This window comes from Streptomyces sp. NPDC047453 (genome assembly GCF_040643155.1).
Classification (GTDB): domain Bacteria; phylum Actinomycetota; class Actinomycetes; order Streptomycetales; family Streptomycetaceae; genus Streptomyces.
Genome location: NZ_JBEYTS010000008.1, coordinates 49,096 through 66,134 on the forward strand (window position 1 = coordinate 49,096; position 17,039 = coordinate 66,134).

14 protein-coding genes and 6 tRNA genes are annotated in these 17,039 nt (G+C 73.3%); 9 read left to right on the forward strand and 11 right to left on the reverse strand.

Annotation, left to right across the window (positions count from 1 at the left end; genetic code table 11):
• Nucleotides 1-307: 307 nt before the first annotated feature.
• Nucleotides 308-379, reverse strand: a tRNA-Val gene (locus ABZ818_RS10205).
• Nucleotides 380-460: 81 nt separating this feature from the next.
• Nucleotides 461-925 (reverse strand): TIGR02611 family protein, encoded by a 465-nt coding sequence (locus ABZ818_RS10210; protein ID WP_361412765.1) that lies wholly within the window; start codon nt 923-925, stop codon nt 461-463.
• Between the two features lie 192 nt (nt 926-1,117).
• Here ABZ818_RS10210 and ABZ818_RS10215 point away from each other — a divergent pair, with 192 nt between their 5' ends.
• Together ABZ818_RS10215 and ABZ818_RS10220 are read left to right on the forward strand one after the other, a co-directional pair.
• The gene (locus ABZ818_RS10215) at nt 1,118-1,531 is read left to right on the forward strand and encodes an SsgA family sporulation/cell division regulator (RefSeq protein ID WP_004002642.1); all 414 of its coding nucleotides are present in this window, start codon (nt 1,118-1,120) and stop codon (nt 1,529-1,531) included.
• 237 nt (nt 1,532-1,768) lie between these two features.
• The gene (locus ABZ818_RS10220) at nt 1,769-2,329 is read left to right on the forward strand and encodes a CGNR zinc finger domain-containing protein (protein WP_361412766.1); all 561 of its coding nucleotides are present in this window, start codon (nt 1,769-1,771) and stop codon (nt 2,327-2,329) included.
• Nucleotides 2,330-2,432: 103 nt separating this feature from the next.
• Here ABZ818_RS10220 and ABZ818_RS10225 read toward each other — a convergent pair whose 3' ends face one another.
• Together ABZ818_RS10225 and ABZ818_RS10230 are read right to left on the reverse strand one after the other, a co-directional pair.
• Nucleotides 2,433-2,585, reverse strand: coding sequence for a hypothetical protein (locus ABZ818_RS10225; RefSeq protein ID WP_361412767.1), 153 nt, complete (start codon nt 2,583-2,585; stop codon nt 2,433-2,435).
• A gap of 138 nt (nt 2,586-2,723) precedes the next feature.
• Entirely contained in the window at nt 2,724-3,170 is a 447-nt protein-coding gene (locus tag ABZ818_RS10230; protein WP_361412768.1) for a hypothetical protein, read from the reverse strand.
• Between the two features lie 192 nt (nt 3,171-3,362).
• Here ABZ818_RS10230 and ABZ818_RS10235 point away from each other — a divergent pair, with 192 nt between their 5' ends.
• The gene (locus ABZ818_RS10235) at nt 3,363-3,893 is read left to right on the forward strand and encodes a DsbA family protein (protein WP_361412769.1); all 531 of its coding nucleotides are present in this window, start codon (nt 3,363-3,365) and stop codon (nt 3,891-3,893) included.
• 52 nt (nt 3,894-3,945) lie between these two features.
• Here the strand turns inward: ABZ818_RS10235 and ABZ818_RS10240 are convergent, their stop codons facing one another.
• The 3 genes from ABZ818_RS10240 to ABZ818_RS10250 all read right to left on the reverse strand — a co-directional run bounded on the left by ABZ818_RS10240 (nt 3,946) and on the right by ABZ818_RS10250 (nt 6,850).
• Nucleotides 3,946-4,770, reverse strand: coding sequence for a GNAT family N-acetyltransferase (locus tag ABZ818_RS10240; protein WP_361412770.1), 825 nt, complete (start codon nt 4,768-4,770; stop codon nt 3,946-3,948).
• Nucleotides 4,771-4,979: 209 nt separating this feature from the next.
• On the reverse strand, nt 4,980-5,801 hold the full coding sequence (locus ABZ818_RS10245; protein ID WP_361412771.1) for an aminodeoxychorismate lyase: 822 nt from the start codon (nt 5,799-5,801) through the stop codon (nt 4,980-4,982).
• Nucleotides 5,798-6,850 carry a chorismate-binding protein gene (locus ABZ818_RS10250; protein ID WP_361412883.1) on the reverse strand — a complete coding sequence of 351 codons (1,053 nt, stop codon included), beginning with the start codon at nt 6,848-6,850 and terminating at the stop codon, nt 5,798-5,800. Before ABZ818_RS10250 ends, ABZ818_RS10245 begins: the two co-directional genes overlap by 4 nt.
• Nucleotides 6,851-7,028: 178 nt before the next feature.
• On the opposite strand from ABZ818_RS10250, the gene ABZ818_RS10255 reads away from it, so the two are divergent.
• From ABZ818_RS10255 to ABZ818_RS10275, 5 genes are all read left to right on the forward strand, one after another.
• Nucleotides 7,029-7,101: transfer RNA gene (locus tag ABZ818_RS10255), tRNA-Gly, on the forward strand.
• Nucleotides 7,102-7,139: 38 nt separating this feature from the next.
• Nucleotides 7,140-7,213 (forward strand) — tRNA-Cys (locus ABZ818_RS10260).
• A gap of 1 nt (nt 7,214) precedes the next feature.
• Nucleotides 7,215-7,286 (forward strand) — tRNA-Val (locus tag ABZ818_RS10265).
• 25 nt (nt 7,287-7,311) lie between these two features.
• A tRNA-Val gene (locus ABZ818_RS10270) sits at nt 7,312-7,383 on the forward strand.
• 37 nt (nt 7,384-7,420) lie between these two features.
• Nucleotides 7,421-7,492, forward strand: a tRNA-Val gene (locus ABZ818_RS10275).
• A 205-nt stretch (nt 7,493-7,697) separates the two neighbouring features.
• On the opposite strand, the gene ABZ818_RS10280 is transcribed toward ABZ818_RS10275, so the two are convergent.
• Nucleotides 7,698-7,892: a hypothetical protein gene (locus ABZ818_RS10280; RefSeq protein ID WP_361412772.1), complete on the reverse strand. Its 195-nt coding sequence runs from the start codon at nt 7,890-7,892 to the stop codon at nt 7,698-7,700.
• A gap of 570 nt (nt 7,893-8,462) precedes the next feature.
• On the opposite strand from ABZ818_RS10280, the gene ABZ818_RS10285 reads away from it, so the two are divergent.
• Nucleotides 8,463-9,836: a serine/threonine-protein kinase gene (locus tag ABZ818_RS10285; protein ID WP_361412773.1), complete on the forward strand. Its 1,374-nt coding sequence runs from the start codon at nt 8,463-8,465 to the stop codon at nt 9,834-9,836.
• Between the two features lie 804 nt (nt 9,837-10,640).
• Here the strand turns inward: ABZ818_RS10285 and ABZ818_RS10290 are convergent.
• From ABZ818_RS10290 to cobT, 3 genes are all read right to left on the reverse strand, one after another.
• On the reverse strand, nt 10,641-11,459 hold the full coding sequence (locus ABZ818_RS10290) for an RNA methyltransferase (protein WP_361412774.1): 819 nt from the start codon (nt 11,457-11,459) through the stop codon (nt 10,641-10,643).
• Between the two features lie 52 nt (nt 11,460-11,511).
• Nucleotides 11,512-12,744, reverse strand: a complete 1,233-nt coding sequence (gene cobA, locus ABZ818_RS10295; RefSeq protein WP_361412775.1) for a uroporphyrinogen-III C-methyltransferase — start codon at nt 12,742-12,744, stop codon at nt 11,512-11,514.
• Between the two features lie 208 nt (nt 12,745-12,952).
• Nucleotides 12,953-16,864, reverse strand: a complete 3,912-nt coding sequence (gene cobT / locus ABZ818_RS10300; RefSeq protein ID WP_361412776.1) for a nicotinate-nucleotide--dimethylbenzimidazole phosphoribosyltransferase — start codon at nt 16,862-16,864, stop codon at nt 12,953-12,955.
• Between the last annotated feature and the right edge of the window lie 175 nt (nt 16,865-17,039).

A 17,039-nucleotide genomic window follows, 5' to 3' on the forward strand; every position in this document is an offset into this window, starting at 1 on the left:
GCGCCCGCCGGTTCGGGATCTCTCCTTCCGTACCCGTGAAGAAAGGTGACGGCGTTTTGGAAAAGGTCCGGGGATTTCCTCCGGAGGCGGCGTCCGGAACTTCTCCCGGAATGGGACATAGTCCCGGAAGTCGGCCTTCTCCTTGATCCTCAAATACTTCTTCGGGAAGAACGGGACGGGTGGTCGACTTCTCGGCGTGTTCGCCGGCGCCGCACTCAAAGTAACGGATCGTCACCGCGCTCCCTGGCGCCCCGTACATACGCCGGCGGCCCGTCCGCATGATCGCAGACGGGCCGCCGGTTCCGGGTGGGCGATACTGGGTTCGAACCAGTGACCTCTTCGGTGTGAACGAAGCGCTCTCCCACTGAGCTAATCGCCCGGGCACAGAGAGAACGTTACCGCATGTCAGGGGATGCCCGGGACCACAGCCCGGCGAGCACCGGGCCGCCACCCGCCGCGCTCAGCGGCCGCCGGCGTCCCAGGGCGGCACCAGGCCGAACCTCCAGACGTACACCCCGGCCAGCGCGGCGACGATCACCAGGCCGGTCAGGGTAAGCGCGATGTTGCGGCGGCGCACCTCGGGATCGAGGGCCTGCTGGGCAGCCTCGGTGACCTTGCGCTTGGTCCAGCGCAGCACGAGCTGGGCCCAGACGAACTCGGTGGCCCAGATCGCCATGCCACCGAAGATCACCACCCAGCCCGGCCCGGGCAGCGCGAGCATGACGACGCCGGCGATCACGACCAGGAGTCCGGCGAGGAAGATCCCCACCTGCCAGCCCAGGTGCAGCACGCGGCGTGACCGGACGAACGCGGGAGCCCGCGATCCCAGCCCCCGCCGTTCCCGCGCCTCGCCCGCCTCCGCCTCGGCCTTCACTCGTCCCGGCGCCTCGGCCGGCTCCTCCGGTTCGTCACTCTCCGTATTCATACGGTTCAACCGTACCGGACGAGAATCCGGTCACCGGAATGGGCGTACCGTACGAACACACCCTCCGCCGGAAGAGTTACGTAAAGCCAAGCAAAACACTCAGAGGGGTTTACAACGGCACCGTAGGTGGCATGTCGACTTCGCCGACGTGCGAATCCCCGAGCGCACACTGAGCGAAAGGCCCTGGCGCTTATGAACACCACGGTCAGCTGCGAGCTGCACCTGCGCCTCGTTGTATCGAGCGAGTCCTCTCTGCCTGTCCCCGCAGGCCTGCGGTACGACACGGCCGATCCCTACGCCGTGCACGCCACCTTCCACACCGGAGCCGAGGAGACCGTCGAGTGGGTGTTCGCCCGCGACCTCCTCGCCGAGGGGCTTCACCGACCCACGGGTACCGGAGACGTCCGTGTCTGGCCCTCGCGCAGCCATGGCCAGGGCGTCGTGTGCATCGCCCTGAGCTCGCCTGAGGGCGAAGCCCTGCTGGAGGCCCCGGCGCGGGCCCTGGAGTCCTTCCTGAAACGAACGGACGCGGCCGTGCCTCCCGGCACGGAACACCGGCACTTCGATCTGGATCAGGAGCTGTCGCACATCCTCGCGGAAAGTTAGGGGCAGACCCGTCGAAACCCTTCAAGCAGCCCGTTGCCGTCCACTCGGGGAGACGGCTCGGGCCAGGACAACCGCATACGCGAGCACACCGGCACCGGTCTCCCGCGGGGGCTGGTGCCGGTGTGCTCGCGTGGCCGCGGCAGCGGCGCCGTGAGCTCTGCTCGGGGGCGCGTGGAGCCACTACCATCGGCCTGCATCGGCGGGCGTGTGCCCGATCCCCAGGCCAGGGAGCAAAACGTGCTGATCACCCACGACACCCGGTGCGCGCTGGACTCCGTGGTGGATCTGGTGAACACCGCACCGGAGGACGACGGGGCACCGGACGGGCTGGCGGACGTCGCGGCGCTCGCGGATTTCGTGGCGAACCACAAGATGAGCGATGTGGGTGTGCTGTCGGAGTTCGATCTTTCCGCGGTGCGCAGGATCCGCGCCCGGTTCGCGGGGATCTTCGCGGCCCCGGACTGCCGGACGGCCGCGGGCATGATCAACGAGCTGGTGGCCGCCGCGGGCACCACGCCCCGGCTGACGGACCACGACGGGTACGACTGGCATGTCCACTACTTCGCACCCGGTGCCTCCGTGGCCGATCATCTGGCCGCCGACTGCGGGATGGCGCTCGCGTTCTTCGTGGTGGCCGGGGAGCGGGAGCGGCTGCGGCGCTGCGAGGCTCCCGACTGCCGGCGTGCCTTCGTCGATCTGTCCCGCAACCGCTCGCGGCGGTACTGCGACAGCCGTACGTGCGGCAACCGTCTGCATGTGGCCGCCTACCGGGCGCGCCGCAAGGAGGCGGCCGGCTGAGTGGAAGGCCGGGTGACGGACCTGTCCGGGGCCGGCGTTCCGGTGCCGTCTCGATGGTTGTCGTGGTCCCCGGCGGGTGACGCCGAGGACCCACGGATACGGCTCACAGCAACAGCAGGTCGTGCAACGAAGCCATGAGCAGCAGACACCCGATCACCGCAAGGAAGATCATCAGCGGCGGCTGGGAAAGGGCGAAGAGACATCCGCGCGGCTCGTCCTGAGGCGGCGCGGACTCGCTCTGTGTCGTGTCCACCATCTCGGGGCGATGATGACGCAGCCGCCGCGGCTGACGCGATCAACACACCAGGATTGTGCGGGAGTCAGCAGGATTCCGTGATCTTCGGTCCGCTTCGGCGCGGACCGTGATCACTTACGGGTGCACCCATGATCACCGTCAGATGCCGTGCTTCTTCAGGATCGCCTCGATGTCGCTGAAGTCGTCCTCGCTCCCGGACGCCGCCGGCTTCGCGGCGGGCCGGCCGGAGGTGCGGGCGGCCGGTCCCAGGGACGGCGCCGACGCCGCCGGAGCCACCGCTCCCCGCTCCGCCGTCCGGGTCGTCTCCTTGCGCTCCTTGCGCGTGCCGCCGCGGCGGCGCTCCATCGCCCGGGTCGTCGCGAAGAGCAGCCAGGCGGCGCCGAGCAGGCCGAATCCCGCCCAGGCGGTCGGGCTGAAGGCGGTGTCGGCCAGCCAGCCGACGATGCCGGTCATCGCCAGGCCGACCGGGACCAGGGAGTAGGCGGCGATACGGGCCGCGGCGAGGAAGCGCCGCCGGTAGGCGGTGACGGCGGCGATGCCCAGGCCGGCCGCGGAAACGGCGGAACATACGGTCTCGGCGATCATCCGGTCCTCCAGGGCAGGCTCACCGGTCGGGGTGGTTCGTCCCTTCCATCCTGCACCGCCCACCGTCGGGGAGGCCATGTTCCGGGCGGACTTCAGGGAGATCTCCGGGTCGTCTCCTCCGCAGGTCCCGGTGGGACGTACGACGTGTGATCCCGGTTGGGGCGCCCGCGGCGGGCCTGGGAGACTGTCCCCATGAGCGACTCCTCCCCCGCGCACGCCCCCGTCCCGGTCCTCGACGTCTGGTGCGAGCTCCAGTGCCCCGACTGCCGTACCGCGCTCGACGACCTGCGTGCCCTGCGCGCCCGGTACGGCGACCGGCTGGAGCTGCGACTGCGGCACTTCCCGCTGGATAAGCACCAGCACTCCTTCGCCGCCGCGCAGGCCGCGGAGGAGGCCGCCGAGCAGGGGCAGGGGTGGCCGTACGTGGAGGCGGTGCTGGACCGGGTCGAGCGGCTGGCCCGCGAGGGAGAGCCCGTCCTGATCGAGGTGGCCCGTGAACTGGGCCTGGACGCCGAGGAGTTCGACACCGCGCTGATCGACGGCCGGCACATCCTGATCGTCGACGCCGACCAGGCCGAGGGCAAGGCGATCGGCGTGACCGGCACGCCGACGTACGTGGTCGGGGGCGAGCGCCTGGACGGCGGCAAGAGCCAGGAGGGGCTGCGCGAGCGCATCGAGGAGATCGTGGACCGGCTGCTGGCCGAGGCCGGGCAGGGGAACTGACCGGCCCGGCCCGTCCGTCGCCGCTGTTCTCACGGAGTGCCGAAGCGGTTCCTCAGAGCAGTTCCTTGTAGACGGCGCGCAGCACGGGCCGGTAGCCGAGGGACTCGTACAGCCGCTCGGCCGGGGTGTTGCCCGCGAAGACGTTGAGGCCCAGGACGCGTCTGCCCGCGGCCAGCGCCTGGATCTCGGCCAGCAGCATCAGGGAGCGTCCGTGGCCCCGGCCGCGGAAGCGCTCGTCGGCCTCGACGTCGTAGACGAAGGCCCGCTCCTCGGTGACCGCCACCCACAGGGTGCCGACCGGGGTGCCCTCGTGCTCCAGCACGCTGAGCACCATGCCGGGGGTGTCGGGACCCTGGGGCAGCAGCCGGGCGTGGTCGTCCTCCGACTTGGCCCGTGCCTCGTCGCCGGGCACGCCGCGGTCGATCCAGCTCTGAGCGTAACTGAGCTTGCCTTGTTCGAGCCATGGCCCGTACTCGGCCGGCGTCATGGGCCTGCCCCGGCTGCCGGCGGGCAGTTCGGGCGCGCCGACGTCCAGCCGCTTCTCCATGGCGCGGTTGCGTTCGACGTAGCCGAGCGCCGTGACCAGCCGGACCGCGGCCTCGGCGTCGGCGGGTACGGCGGCCTCGATCCGCTTGCAGCCCCAGCCGCGCGCCACCTCCTCGGCGGCGAGCGCGGCCACCGTGCCGCGGCCCCGGCGGCGGTCCGGTTCGTCGATGTGCAGGTCGAGGACCCTGGCGACGGAGGGCCCGAAGACGGGGTGCGTGGCGAGGTGTATCCCGCCGACCGGGCGGCTGTTCACGCACACCTGGTAGCGGCGTGAACGGGTTCCGTCGGCGTTCTGCTGCAGCGGCTCGGTCGGCCGCAGGGTCGTGGTCATCAGGGATGTTCTACCCGCTGCGACAGGGGGCGGCAGCCGAATATGTCCCGCCTGAGCGGATCCGGACCGCCGGATCTAGTGCTGTGACCGGAAAGGTTTGCCGGAAAGCTCGCGGCGTCCGGTGCTGGGGGTACCTCCCACGCCGTTCAGGCTGTGGGGGAGCAACCGTGCCGGGCGTCGCGAGCCGGTGAACCTTTCCGGTCGCAGCACTAGGGGTCCAGTCGGTGTACCGAGCGTTCGTCGAAGATCCGCATGGCCTTGGCGGTCACCGGGCCCGGGGCGTCCGGCAGTTCGCGGTCGTCGACACGGTGCACGGCCTGGATGTCGCGCAGGGTGGAGGTGAGGAAGACCTCCTCGGCCCGGCTCAGGACGTCCAGCGGCAGGTCGGTCTCCTTCGCGCCCGTCCACTCGATCGCGAGGGCGCGCGTGATCCCGGCGAGGCAGCCGGAGGCGAGCGGCGGGGTGTGGAGTTCCCCGTCGAGGACGACGAAGACGTTGGAGCCGGTGCCCTCGCAGAGCCGTCCGACGGTGTTGCCGAACAGGGCCTCGGTGGCGCCGTGTTGGCGGGCGCGGGCGAGCGCGACGACGTTCTCGGCGTACGAGGTGGTCTTCAGGCCGGTGAGCGCGCCGCGCTCGTTGCGGGTCCAGGGCACCGTGACGACGGCGGTGGAGTCGGGGCGGCGGGTGGTCTCGCCGAGGGCGACCAGCAGCGTCGGGCCCTGGTCCCCGCGATCGGAGCCGAGGGGCCCGTGACCGCCGGTGTAGGTGATGCGCAGCCTGCCCAGCGGCATCGGGTTGGCCCCGAGCACGGCGGCGCAGGCGCGGCGCACCTCGTCGTGGTCGGGGTCGGGCAGACCCAGGCCGCGGGCGGACCGGGTGAGCCGGTCCAGGTGGCGGGTCAGCGCGAACGGCTTTCCGTCGAGCGCCTTCACCGTCTCGAAGATGCCGTCGCCCACGGTCAGCCCGTGGTCGAACGCGGAGACACGGGCGGACTCGAAGTCCCGCAGCGCGCCGTCGAGCCAGATCTTCACCGTTGCAGTCCCTCTCCGCTTTCCTCGTACCTGCCCGACGCTACCGCGAGCAGCCGGGCCGCCTTCAGCTCGGTCTCCCTCCACTCGCCCTCGGGGTCCGAGTCCCAGGTGATCCCGGCGCCGGCGCCGAAACGCAGGACGGGTGTGTCGGCGGCGCGGTCGATCCAGAAGGTGCGTATGCCGACGGCCAGCTCGCCCGTCCCGCGGTCGGCGTCGACCCAGCCGATGCCGCCGCAGTAGGGGCCGCGGGGCGCGGTCTCCAGGGCGTCGATGATCCGCAGGGCGCTCGACTTGGGGGCTCCGGTGATCGAGCCGGCCGGGAAGGCGGCGTCGAGCAGCTCGGGCCAGCCCGCGCCCTCGCACAGCTCGCCGCGGACCGTGGAGACGAGGTGGACCAGTCCGGGGTGCTTCTCGACGACGCACAGGTCGGGGACGGTGACGCTGCCGGTGGCGCACACGCGCCCGATGTCGTTGCGGACCAGGTCCACGATCATCACGTTCTCGGCGTAGTCCTTCGCCAGGAGCTCCGCCTCGGTGCGGGCGGTGCCCTTGATCGGGCCGGACTCGACGGTCCGGCCGTCGCGGCGCAGGAAGAGCTCGGGGGACGCGGTGGCGATCTCCACCCCGTGCCCGGGCAGGCGAATCGTTCCCGCAAACGGCGCCGGGTTGCCACGGGCCAGCACGGCGGTCAGGGCGTCCACGTCGGCGTCGGGAGCGACCGGCGCGCCGAGCACGCGGCAGAGGTTCACCTGGTAGACCTCGCCGGTCGCGATGTGCTCGCGGATGCGTCGTACGCCGGCGGTGTACGCACCGTGGTCGAGGGAAGAGGTCCAGTCACCGGCCGCCGGGCCGCGCCACCGGCCCGGGACGGGGGCGGGGACGGGTTCCTCCCGCACGTCACGGAAGCGGGCGCAGGTCAGCCGGCCCTCGTAGTCCGCGGCGACGGCCCAGAAACCGCTGGAGTCCAGGGCCGCGGGATCGCTGGTGACATCGGTCAGGCCGGTGGCGACACGGTCGCCGAAACGGGCAAGAGGAGGCAGGTCGAGCACGCCGTCGAGTCTATGGCGGGCGCCGTCCCGGGCGGTCCGGGCGTGTCGTTCCGGGCCCCCGGCCGGGTCGCCGAGCGGACGCAGCGCAGCACGCTGCACAAACGCGTTTTTGTACTGGCCCGGGAATCCGCTAGAGTTCAACACGTCGCCGGGCCGCGCAAGCGGACCGAAACGACAGGCGGACGTAGCTCAGTTGGTAGAGCGCAACCTTGCCAAGGTTGAGGTCGCGAGTTCGAGCCTCGTCGTCCGCTCGTAGGAAGAGGGGATCTCCCGGGTCCCCTGTACTCCTGGTGGAGTGGCCGAGAGGCGAGGCAACGGCCTGCAAAGCCGTCTACACGGGTTCAAATCCCGTCTCCACCTCCAAGGACGATTAGCTCAGCGGGAGAGCGCTTCCCTGACACGGAAGAGGTCACTGGTTCAATCCCAGTATCGTCCACTGGATCTGCCCAAGATCCGTACCCGCGCGATTAGCTCAGCGGGAGAGCGCTTCCCTGACACGGAAGAGGTCACTGGTTCAATCCCAGTATCGCGCACAGGGATCGTGATCCTTACCCGTGATCATGATCTTGAGGACGATTAGCTCAGCGGGAGAGCGCTTCCCTGACACGGAAGAGGTCACTGGTTCAATCCCAGTATCGTCCACACACCAGGAAGCCCCCGGCCGTCGCGTACGGCCGGGGGCTTCGTCGTTCCACGCGACGGCGGCCGGGCCGCCGGGGCACAGAACAATGCCGGCGCAGCTCCCCAGCTGCGCCGGCATTCTGCCGTCCGCCGCACCCCCGTCCCCACGGGGTTTCATGGGTGGATGTCCCCGCCCGGACCGCTCTTCCGGGCCTGAGGTCGCCGCTCAGCGCCCCAGCATCACACCCACGGACGACGCCTGTGTGGCCACTGTGTTCCAGCCGTCGAAGACGAGCAGGAGCAGGGCCGCCAGGGGAAGGGCCATCAGCGTCGCCACCAGGGGGTGGCGGCGGCCCGTTCGGCGGGAGCGCGCGAACCGCGCCTGGGTGCGGAGCAGCGTCCGCGATGCCGTCAGGGCCATGGTCCCTCTCCTGACCGTCTCGGTTGTCGTTGGCAGCGGCGGGTGCCTGACCTCGGGGGACGAGTGCCGCACCCGCCGCTTGACCTCAAATCTAGGCGCGCGGCGTATCCGGGGCGTCATGCCCTCGTACCGATTGGAGGGCCTCCCGGAGGATGAGCCGTGAGTTGGGGACTACTCCCCTGGGTGGAGACATGGCTCCGCGCCTCGGGGTCTTCCCGGAGGGGACGCCCGCGGCACCACCGCACCCACCGGCCCACCGGATGAGCCGCCCCCGCTGTGCGTGACTTCGCTCACCTGGGCCGCACCCCGGTACGGGCCCTGCTCCCCCCGGCGGCGGGGCCCGTCCGCCCCCTGCCCCCACAGCCGCCCGGCACGGGTCCAACCTCCTTCCCCCTGCGGGCGGTTGGGATCTTGAGACACCTCAAGGCGGGCTTGCCCCAAGCACGTTGACCGCGTGTCAAATCCACGGTCTCGCGCGGACAATCGATGGGGTCGAGAGGGCGCGGCCTCTGCGCGCAGGCGGTCCCGGATACGTAAGCTGTGGCTCGTCACAGGGACCGGGCAGCGGGGATGAACATGGCGATGATGCGCCTGAGGCGCGAGGACCCGCGCGTCGTCGGCTCGTTCAGGCTTCACCGACGGCTCGGCGCGGGCGGGATGGGCGTGGTCTACCTGGGCTCCGACCGGAAGGGCCAGCGCGTGGCGCTGAAGGTCATCCGGCCGGATCTGGCGGAGGACCAGGAGTTCCGCTCGCGGTTCGCGCGCGAGGTCTCGGCGGCGCGGCGGATCCGGGGCGGGTGCACGGCGCGGCTGGTGGCCGCGGACCTGGAGGCGGACCGGCCGTGGTTCGCCACGCAGTACGTGCCCGGGCCCTCCCTGCACGACAAGGTGGCCGAAGAGGGCGCCCTGTACGCGGCGGAGACGGCGGCGATCGGGGCCGCGCTGTCGGAGGGGCTGGTCGCGGTGCACGAGGCCGGGGTGGTGCACCGGGATCTCAAGCCCTCCAACATCCTGCTGTCCCCCAAGGGGCCGCGGATCATCGACTTCGGCATCGCGTGGGCGACCGGTGCCTCCACGCTCACGCACGTCGGCACGGCGGTCGGCTCTCCGGGCTTCCTCGCCCCGGAGCAGGTGCGCGGCGCCGCGGTCACTCCGGCCACCGACGTGTTCTCGTTGGGGGCGACCCTGGCCTACGCGTCGACGGGCGACTCGCCGTTCGGGCACGGCAGTTCCGAGGTGATGCTGTACCGCGTGGTGCACGAGGAGCCGCAGCTGCACGGCGTGCCGGACGCGCTCGCTCCGCTCGTCCGGGCGTGCCTGGCGAAGGACCCCGAGGAGCGGCCCACCACGCTGCAGTTGTCGCTGCGGCTGAAGGAGATCGCCGCGCGCGAGGCGCAGGACCTGGGCGAGGCCCAGGCGCCGGCGCCGCGTGCCGCGGAGGCGGACCGTTCGAGCGGTCCGCTGGTCGACAGTTACCCGGGACACCAGCGACCCGGTCAGACCGAGCAGGCGCGGGGCCGGCGGCGTCCGCCGGGCACCCCCGCCCCACAGGGCTCGGTCCCTCCGTCGCGGGGCGGCTCGTCGTCCCGCACGGGCGGCTCGTCGTCCCGGGGCGGTCCCTCCCGTACGGGCGGTTCGCGCCCGGCACCGGCGTCCCGGGGCGGTTCGCGCTCGGGCAGCGGCGGCCGTCCGGTGCGGCGCGACGGCGCCGGGCGGACGGGGCCGCGCGGCACGTCGAGCGGCCTGCGGCCCGCCAACCCGAGGCTGCTGCGACAGCGTTTGACCGTGTTCGTGGTGGTGACGCTGCTGGTCGCGCTCGGCATCGCGGCGGCACAGGGCTGCCAGGGGCCCGCGCGGGGGCTGGGCGACGACGGCCATGGCGCCCGGGAGCAGCGGCACGCGCACGCGGAGGCGGTGGAGACACCGTCGCCGCGGGGGACGTAGGGCCGGCGGGAGCCGCCGGTGACGCTCTCGGGCTTCAGGTGTCGGACGGGGCCTGCGGCTGAGGGCGGCCCGTCGCTACCGCGTCATTGGCGACCGCAGCCGCGGCGGACGTGAGGGTCGGTGGGAGCGGCCGGGGACGCACTCGGGCGTCGGGCGTCGGGCGGGTCCAACGCTTCTCGGGCCCGTCGGGCGGCGGGTTCTACGGCTCGTTGGGCGGGGCGCCTACTCGTTGAGCGGGGCCTGCGGCTGAGGGCAACCCGTCGCCACCGCGTCATTGGCGACCGCAGCCGCGGCGGACGTAGAGGCCCGGAGGGAGTCGCCACGGACGATCCCGAGCACCCGGCAGTCCCACGGCTCGTCGGGCCGGACGCCGACTCGTCGGGCAGGGGCTACGGCTGAGGGCGATCCTTCGCCGCGTGAAAGGCGACCGCAACCGCAGCGGTCGTAGCGGTGCCGGAGGCAGCCGCCACGGACGATCCCAGGCGTCCAGCGGCCCCACAGCTCGTCAGGCTCGTCGGGCTGGGCACCGGCCTCGTCGGGCAAGACCTACGGCTGAAGGCGACCCGTCGCCGCATGAAAGGCGACCTCAATCGCAGCGCCGTAGAGGCCGCCGGGAATCACCACGGACGATCCCGAGCAACCGGCAGTCCCACAGCTCGTCAAGCTCATCGGGCAAGGCCTACAGCTGAGGACGACCCGTCTCCGCGTGAAAGGCGACCTCAACCGCAGCGGCCGTAGGGGCCGGCCGCAGTCGCCGCGGACGATCTCGGGTGCCCGGCGGTCTCACGGCTTGTTGGGCGGGGCCTACTCCTGAGGGCGGCCCGTCGTCACCGCGTAGAAGGCGACCGCGGCTGCGGCGCCCACGTTGAGGGAGTCGACGCCGTGTGACATGGGGATGCGGACCCACTCGTCGGCGGCCGCCAGGGCGCGGGTGGACAGGCCGGCGCCCTCGGCTCCGAGCATCAGCGCGACCCGGTCCATCCGGTGCGGGGCGGCCTCGTCCAGGGTTTTGGCCTTCTCGTCGGGGGTGAGGGCGAGCAGCGTGAAACCGGCCTCACGGACCGCCTCCAGGCCCCCCGGCCAGATGCCGAGACGGGCGTACGGCACGGAGAAGACCGCGCCCATGGAGACCTTCACGCTGCGGCGGTAGAGCGGGTCGGCGCAGTCCGGGGAGAGCAGGACCGCGTCCATGCCGAGGGCGGCGGCGGACCGGAAGATGGCGCCGATGTTGGTGTGGTCGTTGACGGACTCCATGACCGCGACCCGGCGGGCCGTCCGCAGCACCTCGGCCGCGGTGGGCAGCGGCTTGCGCTGCATGGAGGCGAGAGCGCCGCGGTGGACGTGGTAGCCGGTGACCCGTTCGGCGACTTCCGGGCTCACCACGTGGACAGGTGCGGTGAGTTCGTCGATGACGTCGCGCATCGCGTCGACCCACTTCGCGGACAGCAGCATCGAGCGCATCTCGTACCCGGCGTCCCTGGCCCGGCGGATGACCTTCTCGCCCTCGGCGATGAACAGGCCCTCGGCGGGTTCGCGCCTGCGGCGCAGCTCCACGTCGGTCAGGTCCGTGTAGTCGTGCAGGCGCGGGTCGTCGGGGTCCTCGACGGTGATGAGTTCGGCCACGGGTGATACCGCCTTGTCCTGGTGATGGTGCGGGTGGCTCGGGTGGCGGGGGTCACTCTTCGGTGCGCGGGCCCACCGCGACGACCTCGCCGATGACGATGACGGCCGGCGGCCTCACGTCCTGCGCCCGTACGGTCTCGGCGACCGTCGCGAGGGTCGCGTCGACCCGGCGCTGGGCGGCCGTCGTGCCCTCCTGGACCAGGGCGACCGGGGTGTCCGGGGACTTGCCGTGGGCCACGAGCGTCTCGGCGATCCTGCCGATCTTGTCGACGCCCATCAGGACGACGAGCGTGCCGGTGAGCCTGGCCAGGGACGGCCAGTCGACCAGGGAACGCTCGTCGTCGGGCGCCACGTGCCCGCTGACCACGGTGAACTCGTGGGCGACCCCGCGGTGGGTGACCGGGATGCCGGCCGCGCCCGGGACCGAGATGGAGCTGGAGATGCCGGGGACGACCGTGCAGGGAACCCCGGCTTCGGCGAGTGCCTGGACCTCCTCCATGCCCCGGCCGAAGACGTACGGGTCGCCGCCCTTGAGCCGGACCACCGACTTGCCCTGCTTGGCGTGCTCGACGAGGGCGTGGTTGATCGCCTCCTGGGCCATGAAGCGGCCGTAGGGAATCTTCGCGGCGTCGATCACCTCGACGTGCGGCGGGAGTTCGGCGAGCAGATCGCGCGGGCCGAGCCGGTCGGCTATGACGACGTCGGCCTCGGCGAGCAGCCGGCGGCCGCGGACCGTGATCAGGTCCGGGTCGCCGGGGCCGCCGCCGACCAGGGCGACGCCGGGGGTGCGGGTGCGGTGGTGCGGGGCGACCAGCGTGCCGTCGCGCAGGCCCTCCACGACCGCGTCGCGGATGGCCGCGGTGTGCCGGGGGTCGCGGCCGCGCGCGCTGGTGGTGAGCACGGCGACCGTGACGCCCTCGCTGTGGCCGGTGGCCGGGGTCCAGGCGGTCGCGGCGTCGGCGTCGTCGGAGCGGACGCACCACACGCGCAGGCGCTCGGCCTCGGCCGAGGCGCGCGTGTTGGCGTCGTGGTCGCTGGTGGCGATCAGGGCGTACCAGGCGTCGGCGAGGTCGCCGTCCTCGTAGGGCCGCCGCTTCCAGGTGATCTCGCCCGCGTCCGCCATCGCCTCCACGGAGGGGGTGGCCTCGGGCGACACGAGGACGACGTCCGCGCCCGCCGCGACGAGCGCCGGGAGGCGGCGCTGAGCCACCTGCCCGCCGCCGAGGACGACCACACGGCGGCCGGTCAGGCGGATGCCTACGGGGTAGGCGGGGTGTTCGGCCATGAGGCGAGCTCCTCTTGCGGCGGCGGTGCGATAGCCCTGACGTGCGGATTTTACGCGGTCGGGGGGTGCGGCGGCCTGGGCGTCCGGTGGCTGGGCGGCGTGGCCGGGTCCCGGCCGTGGGCATCGCCGCGGCAGGTGGGGGACGGACCGAGGGTCCGGTCCGTCCCCAAACGCGGCCGACAGTCGGGGAATTGTGGATTCCGCGCGGCTACTTCTCCGTCACTCCCGCCGAGTCGAACGTGGCCACCTCGTGCATCGCCCGGGCCGTGCTCTGCACCAGCGGCAGGGCGAGCAGCGCGCCCGTGCCCTCGCCGAGGCGCAGGTCGAGGTCGACCAGGGGGCGCAGGCCGAGCTTGTTGAGGGCGGCGACGTGGCCCGGTTCGGCGCTGCGGTGGCCGGCGATGCAGGCCGCCAGCACTTCGGGGGCGATGGCGCGGGCGACCAGGGCGGCGGCGCCGGCGCTGACGCCGTCCAGGATGACCGGTGTGCGCAGGGAGGCGCCGCCCAGCAGCAGGCCGACGATGGCCGCGTGCTCGAAGCCGCCGATCGCGGCGAGCACGCCGATGGGGTCGGCCGGGTCCGGCTGGTGCAGTTCCAGGGCGCGCCGGACCACGTCGGTCTTGCGGGCCAGGGTCTCGTCGTTGATGCCCGTGCCCCGGCCGGTGACCTCGGCGGGTTCGACACCGGTGAAGACGGAGATGAGGGCCGCGGAGGCCGTGGTGTTGGCGATGCCCATCTCACCGGTGAGCAGCGCCTTGTTCCCGGCCGCCACCAGGTCGCGGGCGGTCTCGATGCCGACCTCGATGGCCTGCTTGGCCTCCTCGCGGGTCATCGCGGGACCGGCGGTCATGTCGGAGGTGCCCGCGCGGACCTTGCGGGGCAGCAGGCCCGGCGTGGCCGGGAGGTCGGCGGCGACGCCCACGTCGACGACGCAGACCTCGGCACCCACCTGGGCGGCGAAGGCGTTGCAGACCGCTCCCCCGCCGAGGAAGTTGGCCACCATCTGGGCGGTGACCTCCTGCGGCCAGGGGGTGACGCCCTGGGCGTGCACCCCGTGGTCGCCGGCGAAGACCGCGACGGCCGCGGGCTCGGGGATCGGCGGCGGGCACTGGCGGGACAGGCCGCACAACTGCGCAGAGATGATCTCCAGCATGCCGAGCGCGCCGGCCGGCTTGGTCATCCGCTTCTGCCGCTCCCAGGCCTCGCCGAGCGCCTTGGCGTCCAGCGGGCGGATCTGCGCGACGGTCTCGGCGAGCAGGTCGTGCGGGTCCTCGCCGGGCAGGGCGCGACGGCCGTACGTCTCCTCGTGCACGACCCAGGACAGCGGGCGGCGCTTGGACCAGCCGGCCTGCATCAGCTCGGGCTCGTCCGGGAACTCGTCGACGTAGCCCACGCACAGGTAGGCGACGATCTCCAGGTGCTCGGGCAGGCCGAGGGCGCGGACCATCTCGCGCTCGTCGAAGAAGCTCACCCAGCCGACGCCGAGGCCCTCGGCGCGGGCCGCGAGCCAGAGGTTCTCGACCGCGAGCGCGGAGGAGTACGGCGCCATCTGCGGCTGGGTGTGGCGGCCCAGGGTGTGCCGGCCGCCGCGGGTCGGGTCGGCGGTGACGACGATGTTCACCGGGGTGTCGAGGATGGCCTCGACCTTCAGTTCCTTGAACTGCTTCGCCCGGCCCTTGGGCAGCGACTTGGCGTACGCCTCACGCTGGCGCATGGCCAGCTCGTGCATCGCCTGCCTGGTTTCGGCGGAGCGGATGACGACGAAGTCCCAGGGCTGCGAGTGGCCCACGGACGGTGCCGTGTGAGCGGCCTCCAGGACGCGCAGCAGCACCTCGTGCGGGATGGGGTCGCCGCGGAAGCCGTTGCGGATGTCGCGGCGCTCGCGCATCACCTTGAGCACGGCCTCGCGCTCGGCGTCGTCGTAACCGGGGGCGGCCGGACCAATGGCCCGCGGTGCCTCTGCCTCCGCGGCCGCGTTCTCCTCCCGGGCCTCTTCCGCGTCGGCGCCGTGGGTGTCCAGGTCGTCCGCGTGCTGGACGGCCTCGGGCGCGGGCTCCTCGCTCGACGCGGCGGCGGCCTCGCCGTCGCGGGGTGCGGGGACCCTGGCGGCGGGTTCCTCGGGGGTGAGTTGGTCCGCCGGGACGACGATGGGGTGCGGCGGGGTCGGGGCCAGGTGCGGGGTGGTGGGCACCGAGCCCTCGACGGGCACGAACTCTCCGAGGGTCTGGCCGGGCTGCGGCTGAAGGGGGACGCCGGGGCGGAGGGGCGCGCCGTGGGCGTGCTCGCCGGGGGTCCGGTCCGCGGGCGGCGTCGCCGCGTCCGGCTGGACGGGCTGGGGCCCGGCCGTTTCGGGGGCCGCGGGGGCCGCTTCGGCGGCCTGGGATCCGTCCGCATTCTGGACGGCGAGGTCCGCGATGCGAGCCGCGGCGGGTACGGCGGCATCGGCCGCGTCCTGCGGGCCGGGCGCCACGGCCGTGGGCACCTCCGGCGAAGTCGGCTGTTCCACGGCGGGGATGGGCGTCGCGGTGGCGTCGGTTGGAACCGCCGGGGCGGGCGTGGCCTCGGCGGCGTCGGTGGCCTGAGCCTGCGGCTGCGTGGCCTCGGCCGGCTCAGCTGCCGCGACGGTGGCCTCGGCGGTGCCGCCGGTCTCCGGGGCGTGAGCGGCTGCCGGAACCTGCGCGGCCTCGGCCTGGGCGGTCTGCGGGGCGGCCCCTTCCGGACTCTGGCCCGCCTCAGGGGTGTTGACGGCGACGGGCGCGGGCTCGACCTGCACGGCCTGCACTCCCCCAGGGCCGGTTCCGGTTGCGCTCGTCGTCTCGGCGGCGGCCACGGCGGCGGGGACACCCACCTGCGCGACCTCGGCCGCGCCTTCGGCAGCGTCACCGGTCTGGGGCACCTGCACGCCATCCGTCACCTGCGCGGCGTCCGGGGCGTGCGCGGGCTCGGCCGGACCTCCGGGCGCGGCGCCGGCCGCCGGCACAGGGGCACCGGGAACGACGCCGGCACCCTCCGACTGCGGGCCGGCCTCGGGCACCTGCCCACCATCCGGCACCTGGCCGGCGTCCGGGGCGGCGGCACCCTCCGACCGGGGCCCGGCCTCCGGCTCCTGGCCAACCGCCGGAACCTGACCAGTGTCCGGGGCAACGCCGGCGACAGCGCCCTGGGACCGGGACTCGGCCCCGGCCGCACCACCGGGCTCAACTCCGGCCCCCGGCACCGGCGCACCGGGCGCGACACCGGCGTCCTCCAACTCCGGACCGGCCTCGGGCACCTGACCCGCACCCGGGACAACCCCGGCCACGGCGCCCTCGGGCCGGGTTGACGCACCCTCAGCCGCACCACCGGGCTCGATCCCGGCCCCCGGCACGGCAACACCGGCACCCTCCGACCGCGGCCCCGCCTCCGGCGTCCGACCACCGGTCGGGACCTGGCCCCGGCCGTCCGTCTGCAGGTGGCTCGTGTCAGGGACGTACGGGGCGGCGCCGGACAGGGCCGCGTCGGGGGCGACGACGGCCTGGGCCACGCCGACCGGCTCCGGAACCGGAACCGGAACGACCGTGTCCGCGGTTCCCGCCCCGGCGAGCACCGGAGGGGCCGCCACGGTGGGCTGGGCGCCCCAGGGCGCGGCGCCCCGCGGGGCCGTCTCGCGCAACTGCGGGGCGTCGAAGTACTGGGGGCCGGTCGTGGGCGGTCCGGGCCGGCGGACCGGCGCGTCCGCGGGGCCGCGGTCGGCCAGGGAGCGGACCGGGCTCGCGGAGGCGTCGGGGATCGGCGGACCGAGGTGCAGCGGCCGGCGCGGGGGCACCGCCGCGGCGATCCCGGCCGGCGGCGTGGCCGCCGGGTCGTGGTGCCACACAGCGCCGAGGTCGACGGAGCCGGTGTCGCGGCCGGCCGTCGCGTGCGGGTCCTGCTCGTGGACGGCCTCGAGGACCGGCTCCGGGGCGGGCGGGGCCACCTCGTTGCCCCACGCCCCGTGGGAGCCCGGCAGGAGCAGGTCTTCGTCCTCGGCGGGAGACTCGGAGAGGTAGGCGTACGCACCGTGCGCGGGGACGCCCGGCTGCTCCACCATGCCTGCGCTCTCCGGCAGTCCCTCGCCCGGGACCTGGCCGGTGTCGGTCATGCGTACCCCTCGCCCATCGGTTTAGTGCTCCTACGACCAGCTCACCCGGAACGGCGCACCGACCGCCCCCAGTGAAGAACGAGCGTCCGCGCCGTGCGGCACGAACAACCCGCCCGGAAAAGGCGACAAAGCCATTGAGTGGCATTCTCGCGGTCGTCCGGCCGCCGCGACAGCG

Coding starts and splice junctions, on each gene's coding strand:
- ABZ818_RS10225 (WP_361412767.1), bottom strand. CDS start 2,585: ATGGTGGACACGACACAGAGCGAGTCCGCGCCGCCTCAGGACGAGCCG.
- ABZ818_RS10230 (WP_361412768.1), bottom strand. CDS start 3,170: ATGATCGCCGAGACCGTATGTTCCGCCGTTTCCGCGGCCGGCCTGGGC.
- ABZ818_RS10280 (WP_361412772.1), bottom strand. CDS start 7,892: ATGGCCCTGACGGCATCGCGGACGCTGCTCCGCACCCAGGCGCGGTTC.
- ABZ818_RS10285 (WP_361412773.1), top strand. CDS start 8,463: ATGAACATGGCGATGATGCGCCTGAGGCGCGAGGACCCGCGCGTCGTC.
- ABZ818_RS10210 (WP_361412765.1), bottom strand. CDS start 925: ATGAATACGGAGAGTGACGAACCGGAGGAGCCGGCCGAGGCGCCGGGA.
- ABZ818_RS10240 (WP_361412770.1), bottom strand. CDS start 4,770: ATGACCACGACCCTGCGGCCGACCGAGCCGCTGCAGCAGAACGCCGAC.
- cobA (WP_361412775.1), bottom strand. CDS start 12,744: ATGGCCGAACACCCCGCCTACCCCGTAGGCATCCGCCTGACCGGCCGC.
- ABZ818_RS10235 (WP_361412769.1), top strand. CDS start 3,363: ATGAGCGACTCCTCCCCCGCGCACGCCCCCGTCCCGGTCCTCGACGTC.
- cobT (WP_361412776.1), bottom strand. CDS start 16,864: ATGACCGACACCGGCCAGGTCCCGGGCGAGGGACTGCCGGAGAGCGCA.
- ABZ818_RS10215 (WP_004002642.1), top strand. CDS start 1,118: ATGAACACCACGGTCAGCTGCGAGCTGCACCTGCGCCTCGTTGTATCG.